Here is a 24,149-nt window from a genome sequence, read left to right as displayed (position 1 = left end):
AGTTGGGGAATGACCCGCAGGCGTTACTTGGTGGTGACGCCGGTCAGTTCGAGGTCACCGTGGAAGTCGACAGTGACGTTGTCGACGCTCTTTCCGTGGCCGCCGTTGATGCGGTAGTACCAGAGCGGGATCGCCGGCATCTTCTCGACGAGCGCCTTCTCGACCTCCTGGTAGGCGGCGACCGACTCCTCCAGGGAGTCCGCCTTGTCGCCCTTGGCCATCAGCGCGTCGATCTCCTTGTCGGAGAAGCGACCGTTGTTCGACTCCGCCTTGGAGTGGTAGAGCTCCTTGAGGAAGTTCACGTTGACCGGGTAGTCGGCGACCCAGCCACCGCGGTACACGCCCTTGACCTGGTTGTTGTCACGAGCCTCGAGGTCGGTCGGGAAGTCCGGCTTCGCGTCGCCCACGCAGTCGACCCCGGTGGCGTTGCGGATGGACTCGCAGACCGCGGTCACCCACTCCTTGTGCCCGCCGTCGGCGTTGTACTGGATGGAGAACTTGTTCTGCGGGACACCGCCACCCTCCTTGATGAGGGCCTTGGCCTTGACCGGGTCGTACTTCAGGAAGTCCGACTCGAGCTGCTGGTTGCCCTTGACCTGCGGCGGCGTGAAGCTCGTCGCGGGGGTACGGGTGTTGTTCAGGACGGTCTTGGTGATCGTGTCACGGTCGATGCCCATGGACAGGCCCTGGAGGACCTTGGGGTCGATGTCCTTGAACGTGGCGTTGTAGAACGCCGGGACCAGCGTCTGGATCGCGGCGTAGGGCTGCTCGATCGCGCCGTCGCCCAGGTCCGTCTTGTACTTGGGCAGGTCACGCGGGCCGACCTGGCGGATCATGTCCAGGTTGCCGGAGATGACGTCGGAGTACGCGGCCTCGACGGTCGAGTAGTTCTTGAACTGGATGCCCTTGTTGGCAGCCTTGTTCGGGCCCTGGTACTCGTCCCAGGCCTTGACCTGGATGAGCTTCTTGTGGGTCCACTTCTCGAACGTGTACGGGCCGTTGCCGATCGGCTTCTGGCCGAACGCCTTCGGGTCGTCGTAGAAGACCTTCGGCAGCGGCGCGAACGTCGCGTAACCGAGCTTGTAGTTGAAGTACGGAACCTTCTCCGACAGCTCGATCGTGAACGTGGTGTCGTCCACGGCCTTCAGACCCGACATCTCCTTGGACTTCGGCGCACCCTTCTCGGGGTGGACGTCCGCGTAGCCCTTGATGTCGGAGAACCAGAACGCGTTCTGCTGCTTGTTCTCGACGTTGGCGTACCAGTTCCACGCGTCGATGTACGACTGCGAGGTCACGGCCTCGCCGTTGTGGAACTTCCAGCCGGCCTTGAGCTTGACGGTCCAGGTCTTGGAGTCCTCGGACTCGACGGACTCGGCGTTCGTGAGAACGATCTCGCCCTTGCTGTCGAAGTCCAGCAGCTGGGTGAACAGCGACTGGATGACATAGGAGCCGTTGGTCTCGTTCGTGTCGGCCGGCATCAGAGGCTTCTGGGGCTCACCGACGTCGATCGAGACGTAACCGGCGGGCTGGCCCGACGTGTTCTTCTTGCCTTCGTCGCTGCTGTCGCTTCCGCCACAGGCAGTCGCGGCCAGGGCGATGACGGCCGCTCCCGCGACCCACTTGGCGCTCTTGGCACCGCGCATGGGTTTCCTCCTCATGAGTCCACTTTTGACTACAAGAGGGGCACTGGAGAGATTCACCGACACCCCTGACGGTGATCGTTCAGTGCCCCGAGTGTGCTCGTGAGTCGGCACTCCCCACAGTGCGTGACCCATTGACCCGAGCTCAATGGAGCCAACTATTGAGTACGGCCGGGCTGTAAACCACACTTAAAGGGTCTCGGTTTGACAACATCAGCACCCTCTGCGTGCCCGAAATCCGGACAAAGCGATCCCAGACAGACACGCCCGAAACGGACTGTTAACACATGTTCCGGAGAGCGACCCCCGATATCCGGACACCTTGGTCAGAAAAAGAGATTGACGGAGGCCCGGCCCACCACAGTGTCCGTGGTGAGCCGGGCCTTCTGTCAATGCCTGTGCTGACGGGCCGTCCGGCGGACCTCGGGAGGGCTCCGGCCGTCTCCCCATACGGAGTGTGCGGCTCCGGGAAGCGCGGGCCCTTCCGGGCCCTCCGCGACTCCCTGGACTCCCCCGCGCCTTCCCCGGGACGCCCCTGGGCTTCCGGGCAGGCACACAGGACCGCCCGGAAGCCCTCAGGGGCTTCCGGGCGGTCCTCACGGCCCCAGGGGCCACGTGTCAGCCGTACGGGCCTGGTGTCAGCCGAACTACGGGCCTGACGTCAGCCGTTCGCGTTCCGGGGGTGTCAGCCGTTCTTGGCACGCGAGGCCGTGCGGCCACGCTGCTTGGCGTCCAGGACGACCTTGCGGATGCGCACGGTCTCCGGGGTCACCTCGATGCACTCGTCCTCGCGGCAGAACTCCAGGGACTGCTCCAGCGACAGCTTGCGGGCCGGGACCACGTTCTCCGTGGTGTCCGCGGAGGCCGCACGCATGTTGGTGAGCTTCTTCTCCTTGGTGATGTTCACGTCCATGTCGTCGGCGCGGGAGTTCTCGCCGACGATCATGCCCTCGTAGACCTCGGTGCCGGCCTCGGTGAAGATGACACCGCGCTCCTGGAGGTTGACCATCGCGAACGGCGTGACGGAGCCCGAACGGTCGGCCACCAGGGAGCCGTTGTGACGGGTGCGCAGGTCGCCGAACCACGGCTCGTGACCCTCGAAGATCGAGTGCGCGATGCCGGTGCCGCGGGTCTGCGTCAGGAACTCCGTACGGAAGCCGATGAGGCCGCGGGAGGGGACGATCCACTCCATGCGGACCCAGCCCGAACCGTGGTTCGTCATGGTCTCCATACGGCCCTTGCGGGTCGCCATGAGCTGCGTGATGGCGCCGAGGTGCTCCTCGGGGGAGTCGATCGTCATGCGCTCGATCGGCTCGTGGGTCTTGCCGTCGATCTGCTTGGTGACGACCTCGGGCTTGCCGACGGTCAGCTCGAAGCCCTCGCGGCGCATCTGCTCGACCAGGATGGCGAGCGCGAGCTCACCGCGGCCCTGGACCTCCCAGGCGTCGGGGCGCTCGGTGTCCAGGACGCGGAGCGAGACGTTACCGATCAGCTCGCGGTCGAGGCGGTCCTTCACCTGGCGGGCGGTGACCTTGTGGCCCTTGCCGCCCTTGCCGACGAGCGGCGAGGTGTTGGTGCCGATGGTCATCGAGATGGCCGGCTCGTCGACCGTGATCAGCGGGAGCGCGATCGGGTTCTCGGGGTCGGCCAGCGTCTCGCCGATCATGATGTCCGGGAATCCGGCGACGGCGCAGATGTCGCCCGGGCCCGCCACCTCGGCAGGCTTGCGGGTGAGCGCCTCGGTCATCATCAGCTCGGTGATGCGGACGTTGGACATGGTGCCGTCGCGCTTGATCCAGGTGACCGTCTGGCCCTTGCGCAGCTCGCCCTGCTCGACGCGGCAGAGCGCGATACGGCCGAGGAAGTTGTCGGCGTCCAGGTTGGTGACGTGGGCCTGGAGCGGCGCGTCAGCGTCGAACTCCGGGGCCGGGACGTGCGACAGGATGGTGTTGAAGAACGGCTCCAGGTTCTCGCTGTCCGGCGGGACGGTGCCGTCCTCGGGCTTGGTCAGCGAGGCGACGCCGTCACGGGCACAGGCGTAGACGATCGGGAACTCGATCTGGTCCTCGTCCGCGTCCAGGTCCAGGAACAGGTCGTACGTCTCGTCGACGACCTCGGCGATCCGGGAGTCGGGGCGGTCCGTCTTGTTGATGCACAGGATGACCGGCATCTTCGCGGACAGCGCCTTGCGCAGCACGAAGCGGGTCTGGGGCAGCGGGCCCTCGGAGGCGTCGACGAGCAGCACGACCGCGTCCACCATCGACAGACCGCGCTCGACCTCGCCGCCGAAGTCGGCGTGGCCGGGGGTGTCGATGATGTTGATCGTGATCGGGTCCCCGCCGTCCTTGGGGTGATACTTCACCGCCGTGTTCTTGGCGAGGATCGTGATGCCCTTCTCACGCTCCAGGTCGTTCGAGTCCATCATGCGGTCGTCGAGGTGCTCGGCGGCGTGGGCGGCGAACGCTCCGGCCTGCTTGAGCATGGCGTCGACCAGCGTGGTCTTGCCGTGGTCGACGTGGGCGACGATGGCTACGTTACGGATGTCGTGGCGCGTGGGCATGGGTGGCTTGCGCTTCTCTCGGATCGTGGGATCAGGCGTCTCAGTCGGTCTTCGAGTCCTCGTACGCCCGCCGGGCGGCACGCCACGGCTCGTCCCATCGTACGGGCCCGGGGCCGACCGGGCTTCCGGGACCGATCCACGGACGCGGTCTTCCCGTGTGATTCAGGCGATATTCAGCCGCTGTCAAGGTGCAACCGGGCCATCGTTGTGGCCGGATTCAGGCGGAGCTGTGGTGGAGCTTGGTGGGGGGGTGAGGAGCGGTGAAGCGATGAACGGCCCGGGTCAGGGTTGAAACCACACTGCCCGCCGGGCGAACCGGCGGGCAAGGGTTTTGAGGTGTATCTGAGCTTGGTGGCGTGAGGGTGTGGTATTTGACCGCTACTTCTTGCGGTCTGCGGGGGAACCTGCCGCTTGCCGGTTCTTGAACCCGATGTCCTGGTACCGGGGGGCCGCGAAACCGAACGCCCCGACGTTCGCGAGCTTCTTGTCGACCGCGACCAGCTGCGGACGCTGGAAGAGCGGAATCGATCCGGCGGCGGCCCAGATCCGGGCGTCCGCCTGCTTCAGCAGCTCCCGCGCCGCCTTCTCGTCGAGTTCGGCGGCTGCCTGGTCGAAGAGCTGGTCGATGTGGTCGGTGCCGACCCGGGTGTAGTTCTGCTCCACGAGGAGCGACCCGTCGGTGGCGGGCTCCGGCTTGGCGTAGATCGGGCGTCCGTCGGTGGCCGGGTAGGCGGTGGCGGGCCACGAGTAGAGCGCCAGGTCGTACGCGCCTGAGGCGACGTGGTCCTTGAAGTAGCTCTCGTCGGGAACCTTGATGATCTCCGTGCCGATGCCGATCTTCTCCAGCATCACCGCGATCTTGTCGCCGACGCTGCGCAGCGACTGGGAGCCGGGTCCGGAGGGGAGGACGAAGCGCAGGGTCAGCGCCTTGCCGTCCTTGCCGAGCTGCCCCTTGGCCGCGGCGGGCGCCGGGGCCGCGGTGCCGACGGGTGCGTACGCCCCGGCGGCTCCCCCGGGCTGCTTGTCCTGGGCGGCGACGGCGCCGTCCTCGCCGAGGGCGCCGGCCTGTCGGCGCAGGGCGGCGCTCTGGGCGGCGGCCGTCCGGCCGGGAGCCAGGACGTGGATGGCGGAGGCGCCGCCGGTGGAGGCGGCCTGCGCGGGGGCGTGGGCGCCGGGCTTGTTGTCCTCGCCGACGATGTAGAGGCCCTCGTCACGGGAGACGGCGCTGCCCTCGGAGGCCTGGTCGGCCTTCTCGCCCTCTGCTTCCTTCGTCTCGGCCTTCTCGGCCTTCTCGGCCTTCGCCTCGGTGTCCTGTCCGGCCTTCTCGCTGTTCGCGCCCTCGGCGGTCTTCTTCTCGGCGTCTTTCTTGGCGCCCTCGGCGTCGCTCCCCTCGCCCTTGTCGCCCTTGTCGCTCTTGTCGCTCTGGTTGCCCTCGTCGCCCTTCTTCTCCGCTTCGCTGCCCGCCTTGGTGTCCTTGGGCGGCTGCGCCGCGCCGCCCCGCGTCCAGCCGGCGTCCGCCAGCAGGGCCTGGGCCTCCTTGGTGTTCTGGTCGCCGAGCGCCCCGCTGCCGTCCTTGTAGCCGGGCTGTCCCGCGAGGGCGAGGTGGCTGCCGAGCGGCTTCGCCGGGAGGCCCAGCGGCCCCAGCACCGTCCGGGCCAGCTCCTCGCGGTCCAGGGCGCGGGCCACCGCCCGCCGGACCCGGTCGTCGGCGAGCGGGCCGGACTCACCGTTCAGCGCGAGCTGGGTGTAGGCGGGCTCCAGGGACTTGCGGACCGCGAAGTCGCGCAGGGCCTTCTGTTCCGCGGTGTAGGCGACGACGGCCTTGCGGTTCTTCTCCCGGGCGGCCTGCGCGATCTCCGCTGCCTCCTCGTCGGAGCCGTGCGCCAGGGCCCAGGAGCGCAGGGCCGCGGCGGGCGTGGTCGCGGAACCCGGGCCGTGGGCGGGCGGCTGGCCGTTGCTGCCCCGGTCGCGGCGGGCGAGCGCGATGCGGTCGGCGGTGGGGGCGTCGATGTCGGCGACGTCCACCGTGCCGTCGGCGAGGGCCTCGGTGCGGTCCCCGGCGGCGACGGCCCGGAAGACGAGGGTGTCCAGCTTGGCCTTGTCGCCCCACCAGCGGGGGTTGCGGGCCAGCGTGACGGTGCCCTCGGACTTGCTGACGCCGCGCAGGACGAAGGGCCCGGCGGTGTTCTTCAGGGTGGTGCGCGCCCCGTCGTTGAAGGCGTCCGGCGAGCCGGTGATCTCCTTCGGGTAGAGCGGCGAGAAGAGCGAGCGCCAGTCCGCGTACGGCTTGGAGAACGTGACCCGTACCTGGAGGTCGTCCGCGCCCCGCTCGATCTTCTCGATCCGCTCGTAACCGGAGTTGCGGGCGGTCCAGAACGCGGAGTCCTTGCCCCGGAGCGCCCGCCACTGGGCGACGAAGTCGGGGGCCCCGATCTCCCGCCCGTCGCTCCACACCGCCTGCTGGTTGAGCTTGTAGAGCACGACCTGCTTCGGCTCGCGCTCGATGGTCTTCGCGGACTCCAGGTAGTCCGGGTTGAGCTTCGGCTGCCCGGACCTGTCCATCGGGAAGAGCGTGGGGAGCAGGGCTCCGGTGATCCGGGTGGTGGCGCTGTCCGCGTCGGCCTGGAAGGCGTTGAAGGTGGCGGGCAGCGCGTCGACGGCCCAGTTCACCGTCGAACCGTCGGCGACCGCCTGGCGCGCGGTGGGTGCGATGTCCTGGGGCACGCCCCGGGAGGTCTCCTCGCCGCCGGAGGTGCAGCCGGCCAGCACCGGGATCGTGAGCACCCCCGTCGTGAGGAGCGCGAGTGATCGACGCTTTCGAACCGTCCCGCGCGGGACGCCGACGTGGGACATGGCTGGTACCTCCGGGGCCGGCCCGGACCACCCCGTACCGGAATGGACCGGATAGTACGTATGTGGTGGCATTTGCAGTTGATCACACTGATTCCTTCCGCCCACTGAAACGCCCCCTCGCACGAGGGGGCGCAGACACGGCGGGCGGCGGGCGCAAGCTCACCCGGCCGGAGGAACGTTTCGCTTCCGGGGGCCTCGCGGCACCCGACGCATGCTCGGCGCGACTCAGGACGGCCTTGCTCCCCCTGCGGCCCACGATCTAGGGTGAATGCGCTTTCACGGGCCTCGTGATCGCATCGGCAGGCGAGCAGGCCGCCGGCCCGGTACCAGCACACGCGCCAGGCGCGGCGCTACGGAAGAAGAAGCGGACGGTCGGTCGAGTGAGCGCCCCCACGGTGTACGACGTCGCCGAGCGGTCGGGCGTCTCCATTGCCACGGTCTCGCGGGTCTACCGGAACCCCGATTCCGTACGCGCCCAGACCCGCGAGAAGGTCATGGAGGCGGCCCGCGAGCTGGGGTACGTACCGTCCGGCAGCGCCCGGGGCCTGGCCAGCCGGACGACCGGCGTGCTCGGGCTGTGCTTCCCGGACTACGCGGACCCGGACGCGGAGACCGCCGCGGCGGCGAGCGACGCGGACGACGACCAGGCCGTCATGCTCTACTCCGACCAGATCATCCGCGGCATGGAACGGGCGGCCCGCCGGCACGGCTACGCCTTGCTGATCGCCGCCTCGCTGGACGGCGGGCCGGAGAGCCTGGTGGCGAAGGTCGCGGGGCGGGTCGACGGGTTCGCCGTACTGGCGCGGACCGTGCCGACCGAGGACCTGGAGGTGATATCGCGCCGGCTGCCCGTGGTGATGCTCGCCGGACCGCGCGAGATCGACCACCTGGACCACATCGTGGTGGCCAACACCGAGGGCGAACGGGAACTGACCCGCCACCTCATCGAGGACCACGGGCTGCGCAGGCTGGCTTTCATCGGCAGCGAGGAGAACTCACCGGACGCCGAGGCCCGGTTCCGGGGCTTCCAGGAGGGGTGCCGGGACGCGGGTCTGCCGGTGCCCTCCCGGCCGGAGCTGCGCGCCGGGATGATGACGCAGGCCGAGGGCGCGCGGGCGGCGGGCACCCTGCTGGACCGGTCGGAGGGTACGGGGGTGGAGCGGCCGGAGGCGATGCTGTTCGCCAACGACCAGATGGCGGTCGGCGCGCTCCAGGCGCTGGAGCGGCGCGGGGTGCGGGTGCCGGTGGACATCGCCGTGACCGGGTTCGACGGGATTCCGCTGAGCCGGATCGTCCGCCCGCCGCTGACGACCGTCCGGCAGCCGATCCGGCAGCTGGGCGAGCAGGCGGTGGAGCTGCTGGTGCAGCGCCTGGCGGACCCGGGCCGCGCCCCGGTCTCGCTGGAGCTCCCGGTCTCCGTGACCCGCCGCGCGAGCTGCGGCTGCGGCTGAGCCGGCCTGCGGCCGTCGGCGCCGCACCCGGGACGGACGTCCCCGGCACGGGCTCCGGCGGCTCGCCCGCAGCCGACAGCCCAGCGCCGTCAACCGACCGCCGCCAGCCGCTCCCCGAAGAACCGCGTCCGGTTCACGTCCAGCTCCGCCGCCTCGGCCACCATGCCCCGGTACGCGAAGTGCCCCGCGGTCAGCACCTGGAGTTCACGCTCGCCGGCCAGCGCGTTGTGCACGGCGAACTGCCCCGGCGGCGGCACGCACGGGTCGAACCTCGCGGCCGCGACCAGCGTGGGCAGCGTCAGCCGGGTCGCCGCCGTCGCCGCGTCGAAGTAGCCGAGGACATCCGTGACCTCGGGGTGCTCGCGATGGTGCGCCCGGACCGCCTCGCCGCTGCCGGCGCAGGGCAGGGTCAGCCGCAGCGGGTGGTTGCCGAAGGTGGGGACCGTGAGCTGGGCCGCGCCGAAGCGGTCGTCCCAGGGCAGCGCGAGGGCCCCGAGTCCGCCGCCGAAGCTCTCGCCCAGGTAGCCGAGGCGAGGTCCGCCCGGGAGGCCGGCCCCCGCCAGCTCCGGGACGAGCGCCGTGAGGGCGGAGGCGGCGCACCACAGGTCGGCCGCGCAGTCGCCGATGACGTAGGTGTCGCGGGAGCCGATGCCGTGCAGGACGTGCGCGTCGGCCAGGTCCGGGATGGAGTCGACCCGGCCCCGCTCCCCCATGCCCCGTACGCACGGCAGGATCACGGCGGCCCCGGGCAGCGGCGCGGGAAGGTCGCGGCCGGGCTCCTGGCGGCCGCCGTAGCCGTGCCCGACGACGAATCCGTACCGGACGGGCCCCTCGGCGGGCAGGGCGAGCCAGCCGCCGAGCCGGACTCCGCCCACGGAGGCGTAGGTCATGCCGTGGATCCGGAGGCCGTCGCGCTCCTCCTCGACCGGGCCGAGGACCGGCCGCGTGTCGACGGCGCGGGCTCGCGCGTACCGGCCCCGCCAGAAGGCGTCGAAGTCGTCGGGGGCGGGCGGAGCGGGGATGCCCAGCAGGGCGTCCGGCGCGTCATACCCGTAGGCCGGGTCGAACGGGAAGCCGTGGGAGAAGGCGACGGATGAGGCCATGCCGCGAGGGTAGACGCCGACCACTCCAACGCGGCGCGTACCCCCGGGCGCCGGCCCCCAACGACGAATCGGTCACATCGCCTGTTCTTCCACAAACAGCGCGTTTACGGTTCAACCACAAGGCGCCAGGGTGTCGAGCACGTTGCACGAGTGTGACCCAGCACCCTCTTGCGGATTCCCGAAGGACTGGCGCAGAGTGATGTATGCGCTTACAGGCAGCGCATACATCGCGCAGCATCCGGATTGCTCAAGGAGGAGCCCTCCCATGTCCCGCATCGCCAGAACCGCCCCCGCCGGCATAGCGCTCGCGCTCGCCGTGACCCTTTCCGCCTGCGGCTCCTCCGGCGGCGACGTCGCGGCGGACGAGAAGCAGACGCTCACCGTGTGGGCCATGGGGGCCGAGGGCGAGAAGCTCGCCGACGTGGCCGAGGTCTACGAGAAGGCCAACCCGAACATCACGGTGAAGGTGACCCCGATCGGCTGGGACGTCGCCCACCAGAAGCTCGTCTCGGCAGCGGCGGCGGGGACCCTGCCCGACGTGGCGCAGATGGGCGGCAGTTACCTGGGCGAGTTCGCCGAGCTCGGCGTGCTGGAGCCGGTGGACACCAAGGCCTTCGACAAGAAGGACTTCTTCCCGGCGGGCTGGGAGCAGGGCGAGGTGGACGGCACCGCCTACGGCGTGCCGTGGTACGTCGACACCCGGGTCCTCTACTACCGCACGGACCTGGCCGAGAAGGCGGGCGTGACGAAGGCTCCGACCGACTGGAAGGGCCTGAAGGACCTGGCGACCGCGTACCAGGAGAAGGCCGGTACGAAGTGGGGGCTGTCCATCCAGCCCAGCGGCCTGGACACCGTGCAGAACTTCTACTCCTTCCTGTACTCGGCGGGCGGCGAGATCGTCGACGACAAGGGCGAGGCCGTCGTCGACAGCCCGGAGGCGGTCAAGGCGCTGAAGGAGTACGGCTCGTACTTCGACAAGGGCCTCTCCAACAAGTCCGTGCAGCCCGGCTACGACGTGGTGAAGGACTTCGGCAACGGCCGGGTCCCGATGTTCTTCGGCGGCCCCTGGCACGTGACGCTCCTCAACGAGGGCCAGCCGCAGCTCAAGGGCAAGTGGGCCATCGCGAACGTTCCGGCGGACGCTTCCTCCACCTCCATGGCCGGCGGTTCCTCCCTCGTCGTCTCCAAGGACAGCGAGCGCAAGGCCGCGGCCACCGAGTTCATCAAGTACCTGACCGACACCAAGGGCCAGGCCGACTGGTACGAGCGGACGAAGGACCTGCCCGCCAACACCTCCGCGTGGGAGTCCGGGGCGCTCGCCGACGACGCCGACCTCCAGATCTTCAAGAAGCAGATGGACACCGCCAAGTCCTCGCCGTCCCTGGCCAACTGGACCGAGATCACCGACAAGGTGGACCAGGCCATCGCCAAGGTGACGCAGGGCAAGGCTTCCGCCGAGGACGCGCTGAAGACCGCGCAGTCCGAGATCGAAGGTCTCGTGAAGCAGTAGCCATGAGCACCACGACCGAGAAGGCCCGAGGGCCCCGGAAGGCCGGGGCCGCACCGTCCCCGGCCACCGGGGGCAGCCGGGGACGCAAGCCGTCGATGGGCGTGCAGAACGCGGCGGGCTGGCTGTTCTCCACCCCGTTCCTCGTCCTGTTCACCGTCTTCATGGCGTTCCCGATCCTCGCCACGCTGGTGATGAGCTTCACGGACTTCGGGCTGCGCAACGTGACGCGCCCGTGGGAAGCGAACTTCATCGGGTTCGAGAACTACGTCAACCTCTTCGGCGACGAGAAGTTCCTCAAGTCCCTCTTCAACACGGGTTACTTCGTCGTCGTCGGCGTGCCGCTGACCATCGGCATCGGGCTGGTCGTCGCCGTTCTGCTGAACAACGGCATCGACCGGGCGCGGACGTTCTTCCGAGTCGGCTTCTACGCCCCGGTGGTCACCACCATCGTCGCGGTGGCCGTCGTCTGGCGGTTCGTCCTCGATCCGAGCGACGGGCTGATCGCGGGCCTCTTCTCCGAAGTGGGCTGGACGGCACCGGACTTCCTCGGCTCCGAGACGCTGGCGATGCCGTCGCTGATCGTCATGGCGGTCTGGCGGAACGTCGGCACGGTGATGGTGCTGTTCATCGCGGGCCTCCAGGCGATCCCCACCGAGGTGCGGGAGGCCGCGAAGCTCGACGGCGCGAGCGTCTGGCAGGAGTTCCGGGGCATCACGGTCCCGCTCCTGCGTCCGACCCTCCTCTACGCCACGGTGATCACGACGATCGGCTATCTCAACGTGTTCGAGGAGCCGTTCGTGATGACCCAGGGCGGCCCGTCCGACTCGACCCTCACGGTCTCGCTGAACATGTACCGCGAAGGGTTCAACTTCTTCCACATGGGCTACGCGAGCGCCATGGCGTACGTCCTCTTCGTGGTGATCATGGGCATCACGGTGCTCCAGCTCCGACTGCTGAAGGACAACACGAAATGAGCGCCACCAGCGGCAACGCGGCGGTCGAGCCCCTGAAGAGCGACGCACCGCCGACTCCCCCGAAGAACGACGGCGGGACGAACAACGACCGGAAGAAGCACGACGGCAGGAAGCGGAACGCATCCCGCCCCCTGGTCTACGTCCTGCTCTCGCTCGGCCTGCTGGTCATGTCGGCGCCCTTCCTCTGGATGGGGCTCTCGGCCTTCAAGACGCAGAGCGAGCTGTCGGCCAGCCCGCCGGTGTGGATCCCCACCGAGTGGACCCTGGAGAACTTCCGGCAGCTGCTCGACAAGCTGGATCTGCCGCTGTACTTCATGAACTCGGTGATCGTGGCGGTCCTGGTGACCGTCTCGAACCTGGTCTTCTGCTCGATGCTCGGCTACGCCCTGGCCAAGCTGAACTTCGTCGGCCGCAACAAGGTCTTCGGCCTGGTGCTCGGCGCGCTGATGGTGCCCGGCAACCTGATGCTGTTGCCGCTGTTCGTGCTGATGAGCAAGCTCCAGCTGATCGACAGTTACGCGGGTCTGGTGCTGCCGTTCGCCGCCGGGGCCTTCGGGGTCTTCCTGATGCGCCAGTTCATGCAGTCGATCCCGGACGAGCTGCTGGAAGCGGCCCGGATGGACGGCGCGAGCGAGTGGTACATCTTCTGGCGGATCGTGATGCCGCTGGTGAAGCCCGCCCTCGCGACCCTGTCGATCTTCACGTTCCTGGGTTCCTGGAACAACTTCGTCTGGCCGCTGATCGCGACCAACGACCCCGACAAGTACACCCTCCCGGTGGCCCTGGCGACCTTCGCCACCGACCCCAACAAGGCCGGCGGCTCCAACGGGATGCTGATGGCCGGGGCCTTCCTGATCGTGCTGCCGGTGCTGGTCGTCTTCATCGCGCTGCAACGGCACTTCACGCAGGGCATCGCCACGGCGGGCATGAAGTAACGCGTCCGCCCGGGCACTTCACGTAACTGGCCGCACCCCACCCCCGTAACAGAGCGCGGACACACCCCTCACCACCACAGAAAGACATGTCGCGATGACCCACACCCCTGCTTCGGACCAGAAGACCCCCGTCCCGTTCCCCGAGGGCTTCCTCTGGGGCGCGTCCACGGCCGCCCACCAGATCGAGGGCAACAACACCGACTGCGACTGGTGGGTCAAGGAGCACGCCGCCGGCACCCACATCGCGGAGCCGAGCCTGGACGCCTGCGACAGCTACCACCGCTGGCCCGAGGACATGGACCTGCTGGCCTCCCTCGGCTTCACCGACTACCGGTTCTCCATCGAGTGGGCCCGCATCGAGCCGGTCGAAGGCCACTTCTCCCGTGCCCAGCTCGCGCACTACCGGCGGATGGTGGAGGGAGCGATCGAGCGCGGCCTGCGCCCGATGGTGACCCTGCACCACTTCACCGTCCCGCAGTGGTTCGAGGCGCGCGGCGGCTGGACGGCCGAGGGGGCGGTGGAGCTGTTCGCGCGGTACGTGGCGGCCTGCGCCCCCGTCATCTCCGAGGGCGTCAGCCACGTCTGCACGATCAACGAGCCGAACATGATCGCCGTGATGGCGGGCCAGGCCAAGCGCGGCGACAACAGTTTCCCGCCCGCCGGCCTGCCCACCCCCGACAACGAGACGACCGCGGCCGTCATCGCCGCCCACCACGCGGCCGTCAAGGAGGTCCGGGCCCTGGACGCGGGCATCCAGGTCGGCTGGACCATCGCCAACCAGGTCTACCAGGCCCTCCCCGGCGCGGAGGACGTCACCGCCGCCTACCGCCACCCGCGCGAGGACGTCTTCATCGAGGCGGCGCGCGGCGACGACTGGATCGGCGTGCAGTCCTACACCCGTACGCGGATCGGCCCCGACGGACCGATCCCGGCGGCCGACGACGTCGAGCGGACGCTGACGACGTGGGAGTACTACCCGACGGCGGTCGGCGAGGCGCTGCGCCACACTGCCGAGGTGGTGGGCGACGTCCCGCTGATCGTCACGGAGAACGGCATCGCCACCGACGACGACAGCCGCCGCGCCGACTACTACGCGGGTGCGCTGGACGAGGTCGCCGCCGCGCTGGCCGACGGCATCGACATCCGGGGCTACCTGGCGTGGAGCGCCCTGGACAACTACGAATGGGGGACGTACAAGGCCACGTTCGGCCTGATCGCCATCGACTGGGAGACCTTCGAGCGCACCCCGCGCGACTCGGCGAAGTGGCTGGGCTCGCTGGGCCGCACCCGCGAACTCCCGCGCACGGCAGCCTGATTCACCCCCGGGGCTGCCCCTCCGTACGGGGAGCCACCTGACGGCTCCCTCGGGTGGCCGGGGGCCGGCGGATCCTGACGACCGCCGGCCCCCGCCCGCCCGGCACCACGCCCGCACACGCGCGGCACGACCTCACGTCCCGAGCACGACACGGAACACCCGGCACGACCTCACATCCCCCGCACAGCCCGGAACTCCCGGCGCGACCTCACATCCCCCGCACCACCCCGCACGCCCGGCGCGACCACGCATCCCCCGCACCACCCCGAACGCCCGGCGCGACCTCACATCCCGAGCACAGCCCCGAACATCCGGGACGACCTCGCACCCCCGCACCACCCCGTACACCCGGCGCGATCTCACCCGCGCCCGCACGACCTCGGACGCCCGCACGACCTCGCGTCCCCCGCACCACCCCCGCACCACCCCGCACGGCCGAGCACCACGACTTGCCCTTCCCCTCCCCCTTCTGCCACCAGGAGCCGGAACGATGGACCGTCGCACGTTTCTCACCGCGGCAGGGACCGGGGCCGCGGCCCTGTCTCTCGGAGCCGTAACCGCCCCGGCGGCTGTCGCCTCCCCCGCCGACCCACGCCTTCTGAAGACCTGGTTCCGCGACACGTACCGCTCGATCGAGGCGATGACGACCGACTTCGGCCTCGTCACCGACAAGATCGACCTCAGCGGCCCCGGCGCTCCCACTCAGTCCACCCAGACCTCGCCGACCAACATCGGCTGCGGCCTGTGGTCGACGGTCGCCGCCGCGGGCCTCGGCGTGATCCGCGAGAGCACGATGATCCGCGCGCTGACCCGTACCGTCGCCGCCGTCGAGAAGCTGGAACGCCACCACGGCTTCTGGCTCAACTGGTACGACGCGCACGATGGTTCGGTGCTCACCGAGTGGCCGGGCACCGGCGACCCGGTCCGCCCGTTCCTGTCCTCCGTCGACAACGCCTGGCTGGTGACGGGCCTGCGGATAGCCGCCGACGCGGCCCCTGAGCTACGCCCCCGCGTCAACCGCATCCTGGCCACGGCCGACTGGTCCTACTTCTACACTCCCTACGACCCGGCCGACCCGGTCGCGGGACCCGGCCAGCTGCGCGGCGGCGTCTGGACCGACACGGATGAGCCGACCCCGCACCACTACGGCGCGCTCAACACGGAGCCCCGCATGGCCAGTTACCTCGGCATCGCGGACGGCTCCCTCCCCGGCGACCACTACTGGCACCTGCTGCGGACGATGCTGCCGGAGCACGAGCAGGAGCAGAAGCCGGGCGGCGGGTACGTCACCGTCGACGGCGTACGCGTCTGGAACGGCCACTACACCCACCGCGGCCGCAAGGTGGTCCCCACCTGGGGCGGGTCGATGTTCGAGGCGCTGATGGTGCCGCTGTTCGTACCGGAGCAGCGGTGGTCGCCGCGCGCGTGGGGCGTGACCCACCACCGGTACGTACGCGGTCAGATCGACCACGGGCTGCGGGAGGCGGAGTACGGCTACTGGGGCTTCTCCCCCTCCAACGTCCCCGAGGACGGCTACCAGGAGTACGGCGTCGACGCGCTCGGCATGGCGGTCGACGGCTACGCCTCCAACACCGACCGCACGCACACCACGGACGGCGAACCCCTGCCGCCGCCCTCGGCGTTCACCAACGGCGTCGTCACCCCGCACGCCTCCTTCCTGGCCCTGCCGTACGCGGGCCGGGAGGCGGTGGCCAACCTGCGGGCGCTGGAGCGGGACTTCGGCGCGTACGAGGACGGGCTCGGCTTCCGCGACTCGGTGAACGTGTCCACGGGCCGGGTCAGCGACTACATGCTCGCCCTTGACCAGGGAATGATCGTCGCGGCTCTCGCCCAGGAGCTGCGGCCGGGGCTGCTGCAACGCCCGTTCCGGACGGGTGGCTTCCGGAGCCGGGTGCGGCCGCTGCTGGAGCGGGAGCGGTTCTCGATCTGAGGTCGTGGCCGGCCTGTCCTCCGTGAGGAGGACGGGCCGGATTGACGGCAGTCGGCCGAACGAGAGGCGCGCTACCGCGTCACGGGGGCCGGCTGCCGGTGTGCGGGGCCCCGAGCGATGCGCTGTTCGAGCCGCACCCGGCGGTCCGGCCACTCGGCCGCGGTGATCGAGAAGATCGCGGAGTCCCGCAGCCGGCCGTCCTCGCCCGGAGCCCAGGACCGGGACCAGTTCCGCAGCACGCCCTCGAACCGGGCGCCCGTCGCTTCGATGGCCGCCCGGGAGCGGCTGTTGCGCGCGTCCGTCTTCAGGTCGACCCTTTCAACGCCCCACTCCTCGAACGCGTGCCGGAACATCAGGTACTTGGCCTCGATGTTCGCCCCGGTGCCCTGGGCCGAAGCGGCGAGCCAGGTGAAGCCGACCTCGATCGCGTACAGACCATCGCGGTCCGGCCACGACCGCGGATCCCAGTACGCGGTAGCGCCCAGGACCCTTCCCGACGCCGGGTCCACCTGCGCGTACGGGGCCATCCTTCCGGCAGCCGCACGGCCGAGCTGGAGGTCGACGTACTCCTCGGCCTCCGCGGTGGTGGGCACCCAGGTGAACCGGTACGAACTCCGGTCCTCCTCGGCCGCCTCGGCCAGGCCCGCCGCGTGCCGCCGCCCCAGCGGCTCCAGGCGCACGCGTGTGCCCTCCAGAACCGGCCCTTCCAGCGTGAAACTCATCGATCGCCCCTTCCTGTGCCGTCTCAAGTCGTGCCTGTCGGGGCCGGAAGGCCCCGGGCGGCAGCGTGGCAGAGTCGTCGCATCGCGTCGCGCGAAATTCGCGTCCACGGGCCGTCTGTGGGGGGGCGGAGTGGACGTGGATTCACCCGCGAACCCGGGGGCACACGAGGGGAATGAAGATGCCAGAGCCGCACGTCGGATGGACGATGGAGCAGCGCGCCGTCGTCAAGCGGTACGTTCAGTTCGCCGCCGCATTTGCCGCCGCAGGTATCGCCCTTTCTGTTTTCCTGATCGCTTCCGGCAACAGCGGAGGGTGGGGGCTGCTGGCGATCATCGGATGCATTTCCGTCATCGGCTGCTTCTTCATTCAAAGAGGGAAGACTGGGCGCGCCTGACAGACAGCCAAGCCGGTGCGGACAACTGGGAGGGGACCGCCGCATGACCAACGAGAAGGCAACAATAAGTATGGTCTTCGGGATCCTGATACTCGCCATGACTGTGGTCATGGTGATATCAGTCGTCGTCATGTTGGCCAATGGCGCGAAGTTCGTCCCGGTGATGGCAGCTCCCGCAATTTCTCTGGGCGTCGGAGTGCTGATGTACAGGTCCGGAAAGAAGTCCGGAAAGAAGTCCGCACAGAGCTCGTAGCATGATCTTGCTGAGGTGCCCTGGTCATGGGTCAGGCGGGACCGGCGTGACGATCTGACCGGTCATGGTGTGTGGCGACTCGGCCATGGATCGTGGACGCCGACGTGTGGCTCGCATCGTGCCGTTGGAGAACGAGCGAACCGTTCGCAGCCTTGTGCCGTCGAAGGCTCGGCAGGCCGCAGGTAGCGGCAGCTGAGGGAGGTCGGTTCATGACGGGCAAGCAGATGGGCAAGCAGATGGGCAGTCGGACGGCGCGCGGCAGGTTCGCGCGGTCCGTGAGCGTGCGGGCGGCGCTCGCGGCGGCGGCTTTGATCATGTCCACGTCCTGTGCTGGGGCGGGCACCACGCAGGGTAGTGCGGGCAGTTCCTGCGCGGCCCTGCTCGAGTACGAGGGTCACACCTATCTCGGCCACGCGCTCTATCCCCATGACGAAGACGACGGCGACGGCGTCAGGGCGGGCAAACTGCTGGGCGCAGGTACCGTCCCCGGGTGTAACGACACTCCCAACGAGGGTGATCCGGGAGCGACTTCGGAGCCGGTAACCGTGTACGCGATCGAGGGTGTGGATCCTGTCTACGCCGTGACCGTGGATCATCCGGCCGGCGGAACCCTCTACATCGAGCAGGCATCGAAGAAGACCCTGCCGGAGCTACGGAAACTGATCGAGGCCCAGGAACTGGACGCGGCCACCAAGTGAGGCACCTCCGCGGGTGAAGTGCTCTCCTGTCATGAGCGGCGGGTGCGTGTAGGGGAGCTACGGCTTGCGCTCGTCGGTGACCGCGGCGGGCAGGGGCGATGCGCCGCCGTGGGCGGTGCAGACCTCCTTGCCCCCGTCCTTGATGACCACGCAGGCCCGAACGGCAGCCGGGTAGGGGGCTTCGACCATGGGTGAGTAGGTGTCCCGGTCGTAGGTGATCGCGCGGGCTGCCGAGTGGTCGTTCCGCCCCTCGACCCGTGCCGTGTCCCCGACCCGGCCCTCGGTGATCCTGGCCCACGCGGCTCCGCAGCGGGGGCTGTAGCGCAGCTCCAGGTGGATCCCGTCGACCTTCTCCGCTGCGGCGGTCCACACCCCGATGTGGCACTCCATGCCCTGGGCGTCCTTGTTCCGGCACTCGAACCCGGTGCACTTGGCGGAACTGCCCCGGTGCTTCGGCTCCCCCTGGCTCGCCGGGGCGCCGATGAGCATGCCCGCGAGCAGTCCTGTGGCCATCCCCACGCCGGTCGCGACCCCGACGATGAGGCCCCAGGGCCGACGCCTACGAGGCACGGGGGCGGGGGCCGGGGCGGCCGGCAGCTCCGGCGGGCGCGCCCCGGGCGACTCCGTCTCCGGGGCCACGGAGGCCTCCGAGCTCGGAACCGGTTCGGGTTCGGGACCGGTTCCGGGATCCTGGGCGGCCACCGGAGGCACCTCGGAGCCGGCGCCCTCCGGAGTCTTTGCTTCCGGCTGCGACTGGCCGCGCTCGGCGATCTCCAGCAGGAGAAGCAGGCGGTCAGGCTTGACCGAGATCGCCTGGGCGAATTCCCGTACCGCCTGCCGGGGCGGAAGTGCCTTGCCGCTGAGGTACCGCCCCCACGACGACTTGCTGTAGCTCGTCCGGCTGGCGAGCGTGGCCAGGGTCATTCCGTGGCGCCGCCGCAGCAAACGCAGTTGCTCGGTCAGAAGCGCGGCCTCACCGGACTCCGTCCCGTCCCCGGGTCTCCCAGCCTGTCCCGCCACCACTCGTCCTCCCACGCTGTATCCCCTGGGTGCAGGGCCTGTTGACGTGTCCCGATTCCCATCATGTCCCAACCGGTCCCACCGCTCTACCGGCGTTCCCCTCCCGACGCGAGCATCTGTTCAGTCACCCCGGCCGGAAGACGTCTGACCCCGGTCAGTGCCGCCCGCCGCCGGGACAGCCGCCGGCGGCTCGGCCGTCTCAGGCACCAGCAAGGCGGCAGCCCCGGAAGGAGTCGCGGCGTTCACACGGAAGGCCCGGGTGGCCTGAACAGAACGCGGAAGCACCACAGAACACGAATCACGCCACACCCACCGGAGGATGAAGATGCGCAGTCGAACTATCGCGTCCCTTGCCGCGACGGCGTCCGCCGCGGCCACCGTCATCGCGATGACCGCCACACCGGCCAACGCCTACGACAGACTCACCGTCCTGGACAGGAACTCGGCAGTGACGGACTACTGCCCCTGCCAGTTCAACGACGCCATCGACGGCACCTACTTCAAGAAGGATGTGGGCGGCGCGGCATCCAAGATCGTCTATGGCAACGCCAGTGGCTACGTCGTGGCGAAGGTCGAGTTCCACCCCTACGACGAGATTCTCCACATGTACGACGTCGCGAACGACGGCGACGGCTTGTACTACAAGGTGTCCTACGAAGGTGACGGCGGAAGGTGGGGGCTGTACTCGCCTCCGGGCACGTCCAACGCCTGGGACGTCAAGAAGGTGAACCTGGACATCCCGGAGGGCAGAACGGTGACGATCACCATCTACGACGACAAAGCGATGAAGAAGAAGGTCGGCCAGATAACCGGCCGAGCCTGACGCCGAAGCCGGCCCTGCTTCCGGCGACCCGGCGACGGCCTCGGCCCCACGACCCGGGCCGTCGCCGCAGGAACCTCCATCCGAGGTGGCGCACGATGACGACTCATCACACGCCGCCGCGCCACCGCGCGAGATGCGGGAACTCCTGAGCGAGGACCGCGTCCACCGCCGCGAGCGTCGGATCGACGATGGCCCAGTCATGGGCGGAGGGGTGGTCGACGAACAGTCCGCACGCGTCCTCGCCCCGGGGGTCGATCGCGCCGCACCAGGCCAGCTCGGCCAGGGTCGCCCGCTCGCCACTCCAGCGGGCCCAGACTGCGGTGCGGTTGGCGTCGTCGTCCCACAGTGCCATCGCGTGGTTGCCTTCGTGGTCGGCGGCCAGCTCGCAGAGGAGGTACCCGGCTTCCGGTCGGCTGCCGCCGGCGGCGGTGAGCCGGATCAGGAACTCCGGGGGCGGCAGCAGGGCCACGGCGGTGCACTGGTTCATGGGGTGGAACCTCCGGTCGCCGTCACGGCGCGTCGGTGTCGGGGGCATCGGGCGCGCCCGGAGCGTCGTCCTCGGAGACGAGTCGTCGGACTTCGCTGTGGACGTGTTCGGCGATGAGGTCGCCGAGCGGGTCGGTCACGGAGAAGGAGTGCGGCCCGGGGTGGTGGTCGAAGTACGCGCACGTGGTGACCGTGCGGGTCGCCAGTTCGCGGAGCACGGCGGGGCAGAGCCGCACCGTGTCGAGCCGGTGGACGCGGTGGGCGCCGGTCCCCGACCAGAGGAACCAGAGGTCCCGGTCGTCCGGCACGTCCGCCGTCCACAGGTGCGCGGCGTGCTCGGCCGTCTCGTCGTGGTCGGCCAGCTCGCAGAGCAGGAAGTCGTCCTCGTCGAGGACATCGGGCGGGTGCACGGGTCCGCCCTCCATCGTGGCGAGCGCCAGCAGGGCTTCGGCGTAGGGGACTTGGGTCACGGCGGTGCATTGCAGCACGGGGTCAGACCCCTTCCGTACGGGGCGGGTACGGGCGGTTCACCGAGGCTGCCGCCGCCGCCCAGCCGCACAGATCCACGGGCCACCCGCCGAGGGTGACGCGCAGCCCCACGAAAGGGTCGACCACGGTGAGCAGGGCGGGGAGCCCGGTTTCCAGCGCGCTCATGGCGTGGTCCTGGCTGCCGTGGTCGCCCGCCCACGCCCGGAGCGCCTCGGGGGCGTCGGAACCGTGGAAGGTGACCGGCCGGACATCCCTGGCACCGAGCCACGGGGCGGCCTGGGCAGGAGCGCGCCCGTGCCCGTCCGCCAGCCGCAGGGCCTGCCGCCGGAGCCAGCGCAGAACGAGCCGGCGGTTCGGGAGGGCGACTCCGCCGAGCGGGAGAGCCCGGCCGCCGGCCGTGACCGTGACGGCGGCGACGTAGTCCAGCTTCCTCACGCGCCACGCTCCCGGCCACCACGAACCGCAGGAGTCGCCGCCGTCACAGCACTTCTCCCCGGCTGCGGGCGTTGAGCCGCGCGGTACGGGCGCGTAGCTGCTCCATGAGCAACGCGGGCCGTACGTAGCGAGGTTCTACCTCCCATTCGCGCCCACCGCCGACCGGGCGGAGGGACCAGTAGGGGCCGGCGACGCCCTGGAACTCCCCCACGCGGTCACCGCGACTGGTGTCCGCGAGGAGAGTCCCGGGGGCCGGGACGTGTGGGGATGGCTCCGTATTCGAGCTGGCGTTCTCGCCGTACACCATTCGCTCCTCTCTGTAGCCGAACGACTACCGGGGAGAGTCAGCGTGGCCTAGCGTGGAGACGTCTTCAACGTTTCGAACCTGGGGGATACGTTGGTCAACCGCAAGGAAGTCAACCCTGACGGGGGCCCGGAGGCGGCCTACGGAGCACGTCTACGTAGGGAGCGCGAAGCACGGGGCTGGAAACAGGACGACCTCGGCGCGCGCATCGGCTACACGGGGCGGCACGTTTCCGGGGTGGAATTGTGCCACAAGTCCCCAACCCGCAAGTTCTCGATCGCTGTTGACGTGGCGATGAGTTTTACGGGGACCGCTGATTCGTTCGAGCGCGAGTGGCGCAAGATCAAACACGGGGTGCTGTTGCAGGGCTTCCCGGAGTACGTGGCATTGGAGGGACGGGCGGCGGAGATCCGGCTGTTCGAGGTGGGGCTCGTGCCGGGGCTGTTGCAGACCCGGGCGTACGCGCAGGCGCTGGCCAACGCGGCTGTCGATCGAGGCATCATCACCCCCGAACAGGCTGATCAGCGCGTCTCGTTACTCATGGAGCGCCAGGGCGCGCTGTTACGCGCCGTGCCACCGATGCTGATCGCGGTGCTGGACGAGAGCTGCATCCGCCGACCGATCGGCGGCCCCGCCGTGATGGACGCCCAGTTACAGCATCTGGTCGACTTCGCCACGCAGTCCCACACCATGCTGCAGATCGCCCCGTTCAGCATCGGTGAACGGCGGCCCTTCGATCGGCTGGTGAATCTGCTGACGCTCCAGGATCGGTCCGTGGTCTCCTACGTCGAGTCCGAGACGCAGGGGCATCTGGACCGTGAACTCAGCTCTGTCATCCCGGCGGTGAGGTCCTACCATCAGTTGCAGGCCGTGTCTCTGTCGCAGACAGATACGGTGGGCATGATCCACCAGCATCGAAAGGGCACCCCGTGACGACCGAATCCACGACCCAGCAGTGGGTCAAGTCCTCCTACAGCAACAACGGCGGTTCGTGCGTCGAGTGGGCCCCGCGCACCGCGTCCACCACCGGCACCGTCCCCGTACGCGACTCGAAGAACCCGAGCGGCCCCGCCCTCGGCGTCCCCGCCACCGCCTTCGCCGCCTTCGTCGCAGGCGTCAAGGCCGGGGACTTCGACACCGTCTGACCCGCCTGCCGACACCTCGGCAGTCCCGTCAGCCGCTCGGCCGGGCTCCCGGGCCGGGCGGCTGACGCTTCTCCCCGCCACGGGGCGACGGCGGCTCTGATGGACTCGCCTCATGACAGCCGTACTCCCCCGCCTCCTGCGCGCACTCGACCGGTTCCACGCCGCCCGCCCGTGGGATCACAACGCCCATTACCACCGGTGGATCCTGCGCCGGCTCCCCGGACGTTTCGCCGGCGCCCTGGACGTCGGATCAGGCAGTGGTGACCTCGCCAGGCTGCTGGCCTCCCGGGCCGAAGCGGTGCACGGCATCGACGCCGACCCCGCCATCGTCGAACGCGCGCGGGAGCGCACCGCTACCGGGGCTCCGGTGACCTTCTCCGTCGGGGACGCGCTGGAGGACGTACCGGTCGGCCTCTACGACGTCATCACCTGTGTCGCCGCCATCCACCACATGCCGTTGACCGACGCACTCACCCGCTTCCGCGAGCACCTGGCTCCCGGGGGCACTCTGATCGTCGTCGGCCTCTACCGCCCGCAGTCCTGGAGCGACCACCTGATCGACGCGGTCGCCGTACCGTCGAACATCGCCATGGCCTGGATCAAGAACAAGGGCCGCAGAGCAGCGCCGCGCCCCGTCGCCATGACCGCACCCACCCGACCGGCGACCACGGGCTTCCCGGACATCGTTCGCGACGCCCGCCGCGTGCTGCCCGGCGCGCGGCTGCGCCGGCGGCTGTTCTGGCGGTACACCTTGGTCTGGCATCAGTGCGCCTCCTACGGATCGGCCCGTTCCGGGAGGGCTGTCGGCCGCTCGGGCGGCCGGGTCGTTTTCCGGGCAGTGGACGAGGGCTGAGCCTCGATCCACCGGTGTGATAGCTGGTAGATGCGCTGCGGGAGCGTATGAATGCCTCGTGACCTGTGATGACAGGCTTGTCGAAGATCTCTTCACGCATGATCGTCGAGGCTTCTCGTGGCGGAAGGCATCTCGTGCCACTCCGGCGCTCAATTCCCGGCTCGGCGAAGCAGATCTGACCGCTGAGGCGGAACTGTCCCGGAGCCCTGGGGCGTCCCGCTGTCGCGCCCGACC

At 69.6% G+C, this 24,149-nt stretch carries 23 protein-coding genes; 13 read left to right on the top strand and 10 right to left on the bottom strand.

Translation table 11 applies throughout. The features are described 5' to 3' along the window. Positions 1-23: 23 nt before the first annotated feature. From AB0F29_RS22190 to AB0F29_RS22180, 3 genes are all read right to left on the bottom strand, one after another. Positions 24-1,643, bottom strand: a complete 1,620-nt coding sequence (locus AB0F29_RS22190) for an ABC transporter substrate-binding protein (RefSeq protein WP_361874477.1) — start codon at positions 1,641-1,643, stop codon at positions 24-26. 682 nt (positions 1,644-2,325) lie between these two features. Beyond that, on the bottom strand, positions 2,326-4,200 hold the full coding sequence (typA, locus tag AB0F29_RS22185) for a translational GTPase TypA (RefSeq protein ID WP_018956253.1): 1,875 nt from the start codon (positions 4,198-4,200) through the stop codon (positions 2,326-2,328). A gap of 378 nt (positions 4,201-4,578) precedes the next feature. Further along, positions 4,579-7,053 (bottom strand): ABC transporter family substrate-binding protein, encoded by a 2,475-nt coding sequence (locus AB0F29_RS22180; protein ID WP_361874475.1) that lies wholly within the window; start codon positions 7,051-7,053, stop codon positions 4,579-4,581. A gap of 380 nt (positions 7,054-7,433) precedes the next feature. Between AB0F29_RS22180 and AB0F29_RS22175 the strand changes: the two genes are divergently transcribed. Further along, positions 7,434-8,504: a LacI family DNA-binding transcriptional regulator gene (locus tag AB0F29_RS22175; protein WP_361874473.1), complete on the top strand. Its 1,071-nt coding sequence runs from the start codon at positions 7,434-7,436 to the stop codon at positions 8,502-8,504. 89 nt (positions 8,505-8,593) lie between these two features. On the opposite strand, the gene AB0F29_RS22170 is transcribed toward AB0F29_RS22175, so the two are convergent. Beyond that, a complete protein-coding gene (locus AB0F29_RS22170; protein ID WP_361874472.1) occupies positions 8,594-9,607 on the bottom strand; it encodes an acetylxylan esterase in 1,014 nt (337 codons plus the stop codon). Positions 9,608-9,872: 265 nt separating this feature from the next. Here AB0F29_RS22170 and AB0F29_RS22165 point away from each other — a divergent pair, with 265 nt between their 5' ends. The 5 genes from AB0F29_RS22165 to AB0F29_RS22145 all read left to right on the top strand — a co-directional run bounded on the left by AB0F29_RS22165 (position 9,873) and on the right by AB0F29_RS22145 (position 16,292). Beyond that, positions 9,873-11,117: a sugar ABC transporter substrate-binding protein gene (locus AB0F29_RS22165; protein WP_361874471.1), complete on the top strand. Its 1,245-nt coding sequence runs from the start codon at positions 9,873-9,875 to the stop codon at positions 11,115-11,117. Positions 11,118-11,119: 2 nt separating this feature from the next. Beyond that, on the top strand, positions 11,120-12,091 hold the full coding sequence (locus AB0F29_RS22160; protein WP_215111657.1) for a sugar ABC transporter permease: 972 nt from the start codon (positions 11,120-11,122) through the stop codon (positions 12,089-12,091). Further along, positions 12,088-13,026, top strand: coding sequence for a carbohydrate ABC transporter permease (locus AB0F29_RS22155; RefSeq protein ID WP_361874470.1), 939 nt, complete (start codon positions 12,088-12,090; stop codon positions 13,024-13,026). Before AB0F29_RS22160 ends, AB0F29_RS22155 begins: the two co-directional genes overlap by 4 nt. A 94-nt stretch (positions 13,027-13,120) precedes the next feature. Then, positions 13,121-14,341 (top strand): family 1 glycosylhydrolase, encoded by a 1,221-nt coding sequence (locus tag AB0F29_RS22150; RefSeq protein ID WP_361874469.1) that lies wholly within the window; start codon positions 13,121-13,123, stop codon positions 14,339-14,341. Between the two features lie 490 nt (positions 14,342-14,831). Then, positions 14,832-16,292: a glucoamylase family protein gene (locus tag AB0F29_RS22145; RefSeq protein ID WP_361874468.1), complete on the top strand. Its 1,461-nt coding sequence runs from the start codon at positions 14,832-14,834 to the stop codon at positions 16,290-16,292. Between the two features lie 71 nt (positions 16,293-16,363). Here AB0F29_RS22145 and AB0F29_RS22140 read toward each other — a convergent pair whose 3' ends face one another. Then, positions 16,364-17,014 carry a GNAT family protein gene (locus tag AB0F29_RS22140; RefSeq protein ID WP_361874467.1) on the bottom strand — a complete coding sequence of 217 codons (651 nt, stop codon included), beginning with the start codon at positions 17,012-17,014 and terminating at the stop codon, positions 16,364-16,366. A gap of 173 nt (positions 17,015-17,187) precedes the next feature. Here AB0F29_RS22140 and AB0F29_RS22135 point away from each other — a divergent pair, with 173 nt between their 5' ends. The 3 genes from AB0F29_RS22135 (at position 17,188) to AB0F29_RS22125 (ending at position 18,360) form a co-directional block, all read left to right on the top strand. After that, positions 17,188-17,409 (top strand): hypothetical protein, encoded by a 222-nt coding sequence (locus AB0F29_RS22135; RefSeq protein WP_361874466.1) that lies wholly within the window; start codon positions 17,188-17,190, stop codon positions 17,407-17,409. Positions 17,410-17,452: 43 nt separating this feature from the next. Then, the gene (locus AB0F29_RS22130; RefSeq protein ID WP_361874465.1) at positions 17,453-17,662 is read left to right on the top strand and encodes a hypothetical protein; all 210 of its coding nucleotides are present in this window, start codon (positions 17,453-17,455) and stop codon (positions 17,660-17,662) included. 209 nt (positions 17,663-17,871) lie between these two features. Further along, positions 17,872-18,360 carry a DUF6281 family protein gene (locus tag AB0F29_RS22125; protein WP_361874464.1) on the top strand — a complete coding sequence of 163 codons (489 nt, stop codon included), beginning with the start codon at positions 17,872-17,874 and terminating at the stop codon, positions 18,358-18,360. A 57-nt stretch (positions 18,361-18,417) separates the two neighbouring features. Here AB0F29_RS22125 and AB0F29_RS22120 read toward each other — a convergent pair whose 3' ends face one another. Beyond that, positions 18,418-19,380 carry a DUF2690 domain-containing protein gene (locus AB0F29_RS22120; RefSeq protein WP_361874462.1) on the bottom strand — a complete coding sequence of 321 codons (963 nt, stop codon included), beginning with the start codon at positions 19,378-19,380 and terminating at the stop codon, positions 18,418-18,420. A 325-nt stretch (positions 19,381-19,705) separates the two neighbouring features. Between AB0F29_RS22120 and AB0F29_RS22115 the strand changes: the two genes are divergently transcribed. Further along, entirely contained in the window at positions 19,706-20,203 is a 498-nt protein-coding gene (locus AB0F29_RS22115; protein WP_361874461.1) for a hypothetical protein, read from the top strand. Between the two features lie 106 nt (positions 20,204-20,309). Here AB0F29_RS22115 and AB0F29_RS22110 read toward each other — a convergent pair whose 3' ends face one another. The 4 genes from AB0F29_RS22110 to AB0F29_RS22095 are packed head-to-tail and all read right to left on the bottom strand — an operon-like array spanning position 20,310 to position 21,917. Beyond that, entirely contained in the window at positions 20,310-20,690 is a 381-nt protein-coding gene (locus AB0F29_RS22110) for a hypothetical protein (RefSeq protein WP_361874460.1), read from the bottom strand. Positions 20,691-20,712: 22 nt separating this feature from the next. Beyond that, positions 20,713-21,177, bottom strand: coding sequence for a hypothetical protein (locus tag AB0F29_RS22105; protein WP_361874458.1), 465 nt, complete (start codon positions 21,175-21,177; stop codon positions 20,713-20,715). 4 nt (positions 21,178-21,181) lie between these two features. Beyond that, on the bottom strand, positions 21,182-21,613 hold the full coding sequence (locus tag AB0F29_RS22100; protein WP_361874456.1) for a hypothetical protein: 432 nt from the start codon (positions 21,611-21,613) through the stop codon (positions 21,182-21,184). Between the two features lie 43 nt (positions 21,614-21,656). Next, positions 21,657-21,917, bottom strand: coding sequence for a hypothetical protein (locus tag AB0F29_RS22095; RefSeq protein WP_361874550.1), 261 nt, complete (start codon positions 21,915-21,917; stop codon positions 21,657-21,659). A 93-nt stretch (positions 21,918-22,010) separates the two neighbouring features. Here AB0F29_RS22095 and AB0F29_RS22090 point away from each other — a divergent pair, with 93 nt between their 5' ends. The 3 genes from AB0F29_RS22090 (at position 22,011) to AB0F29_RS22080 (ending at position 23,915) form a co-directional block, all read left to right on the top strand. Further along, entirely contained in the window at positions 22,011-22,850 is an 840-nt protein-coding gene (locus tag AB0F29_RS22090; RefSeq protein WP_361874455.1) for a DUF5753 domain-containing protein, read from the top strand. Beyond that, the gene (locus AB0F29_RS22085; protein WP_361874453.1) at positions 22,847-23,062 is read left to right on the top strand and encodes a DUF397 domain-containing protein; all 216 of its coding nucleotides are present in this window, start codon (positions 22,847-22,849) and stop codon (positions 23,060-23,062) included. The genes AB0F29_RS22090 and AB0F29_RS22085 overlap by 4 nt, the downstream gene beginning before the upstream one ends. A gap of 112 nt (positions 23,063-23,174) precedes the next feature. After that, entirely contained in the window at positions 23,175-23,915 is a 741-nt protein-coding gene (locus AB0F29_RS22080) for a class I SAM-dependent methyltransferase (protein ID WP_361874451.1), read from the top strand. Positions 23,916-24,149 lie beyond the last annotated feature (234 nt).

The organism is Streptomyces sp. NPDC026589, assembly GCF_040638385.1.
GTDB lineage: Bacteria > Actinomycetota > Actinomycetes > Streptomycetales > Streptomycetaceae > Streptomyces.
The sequence above is the reverse complement of the archived record's forward strand: the minus strand, read 5'-3'. Positions and strand labels throughout refer to the sequence as shown.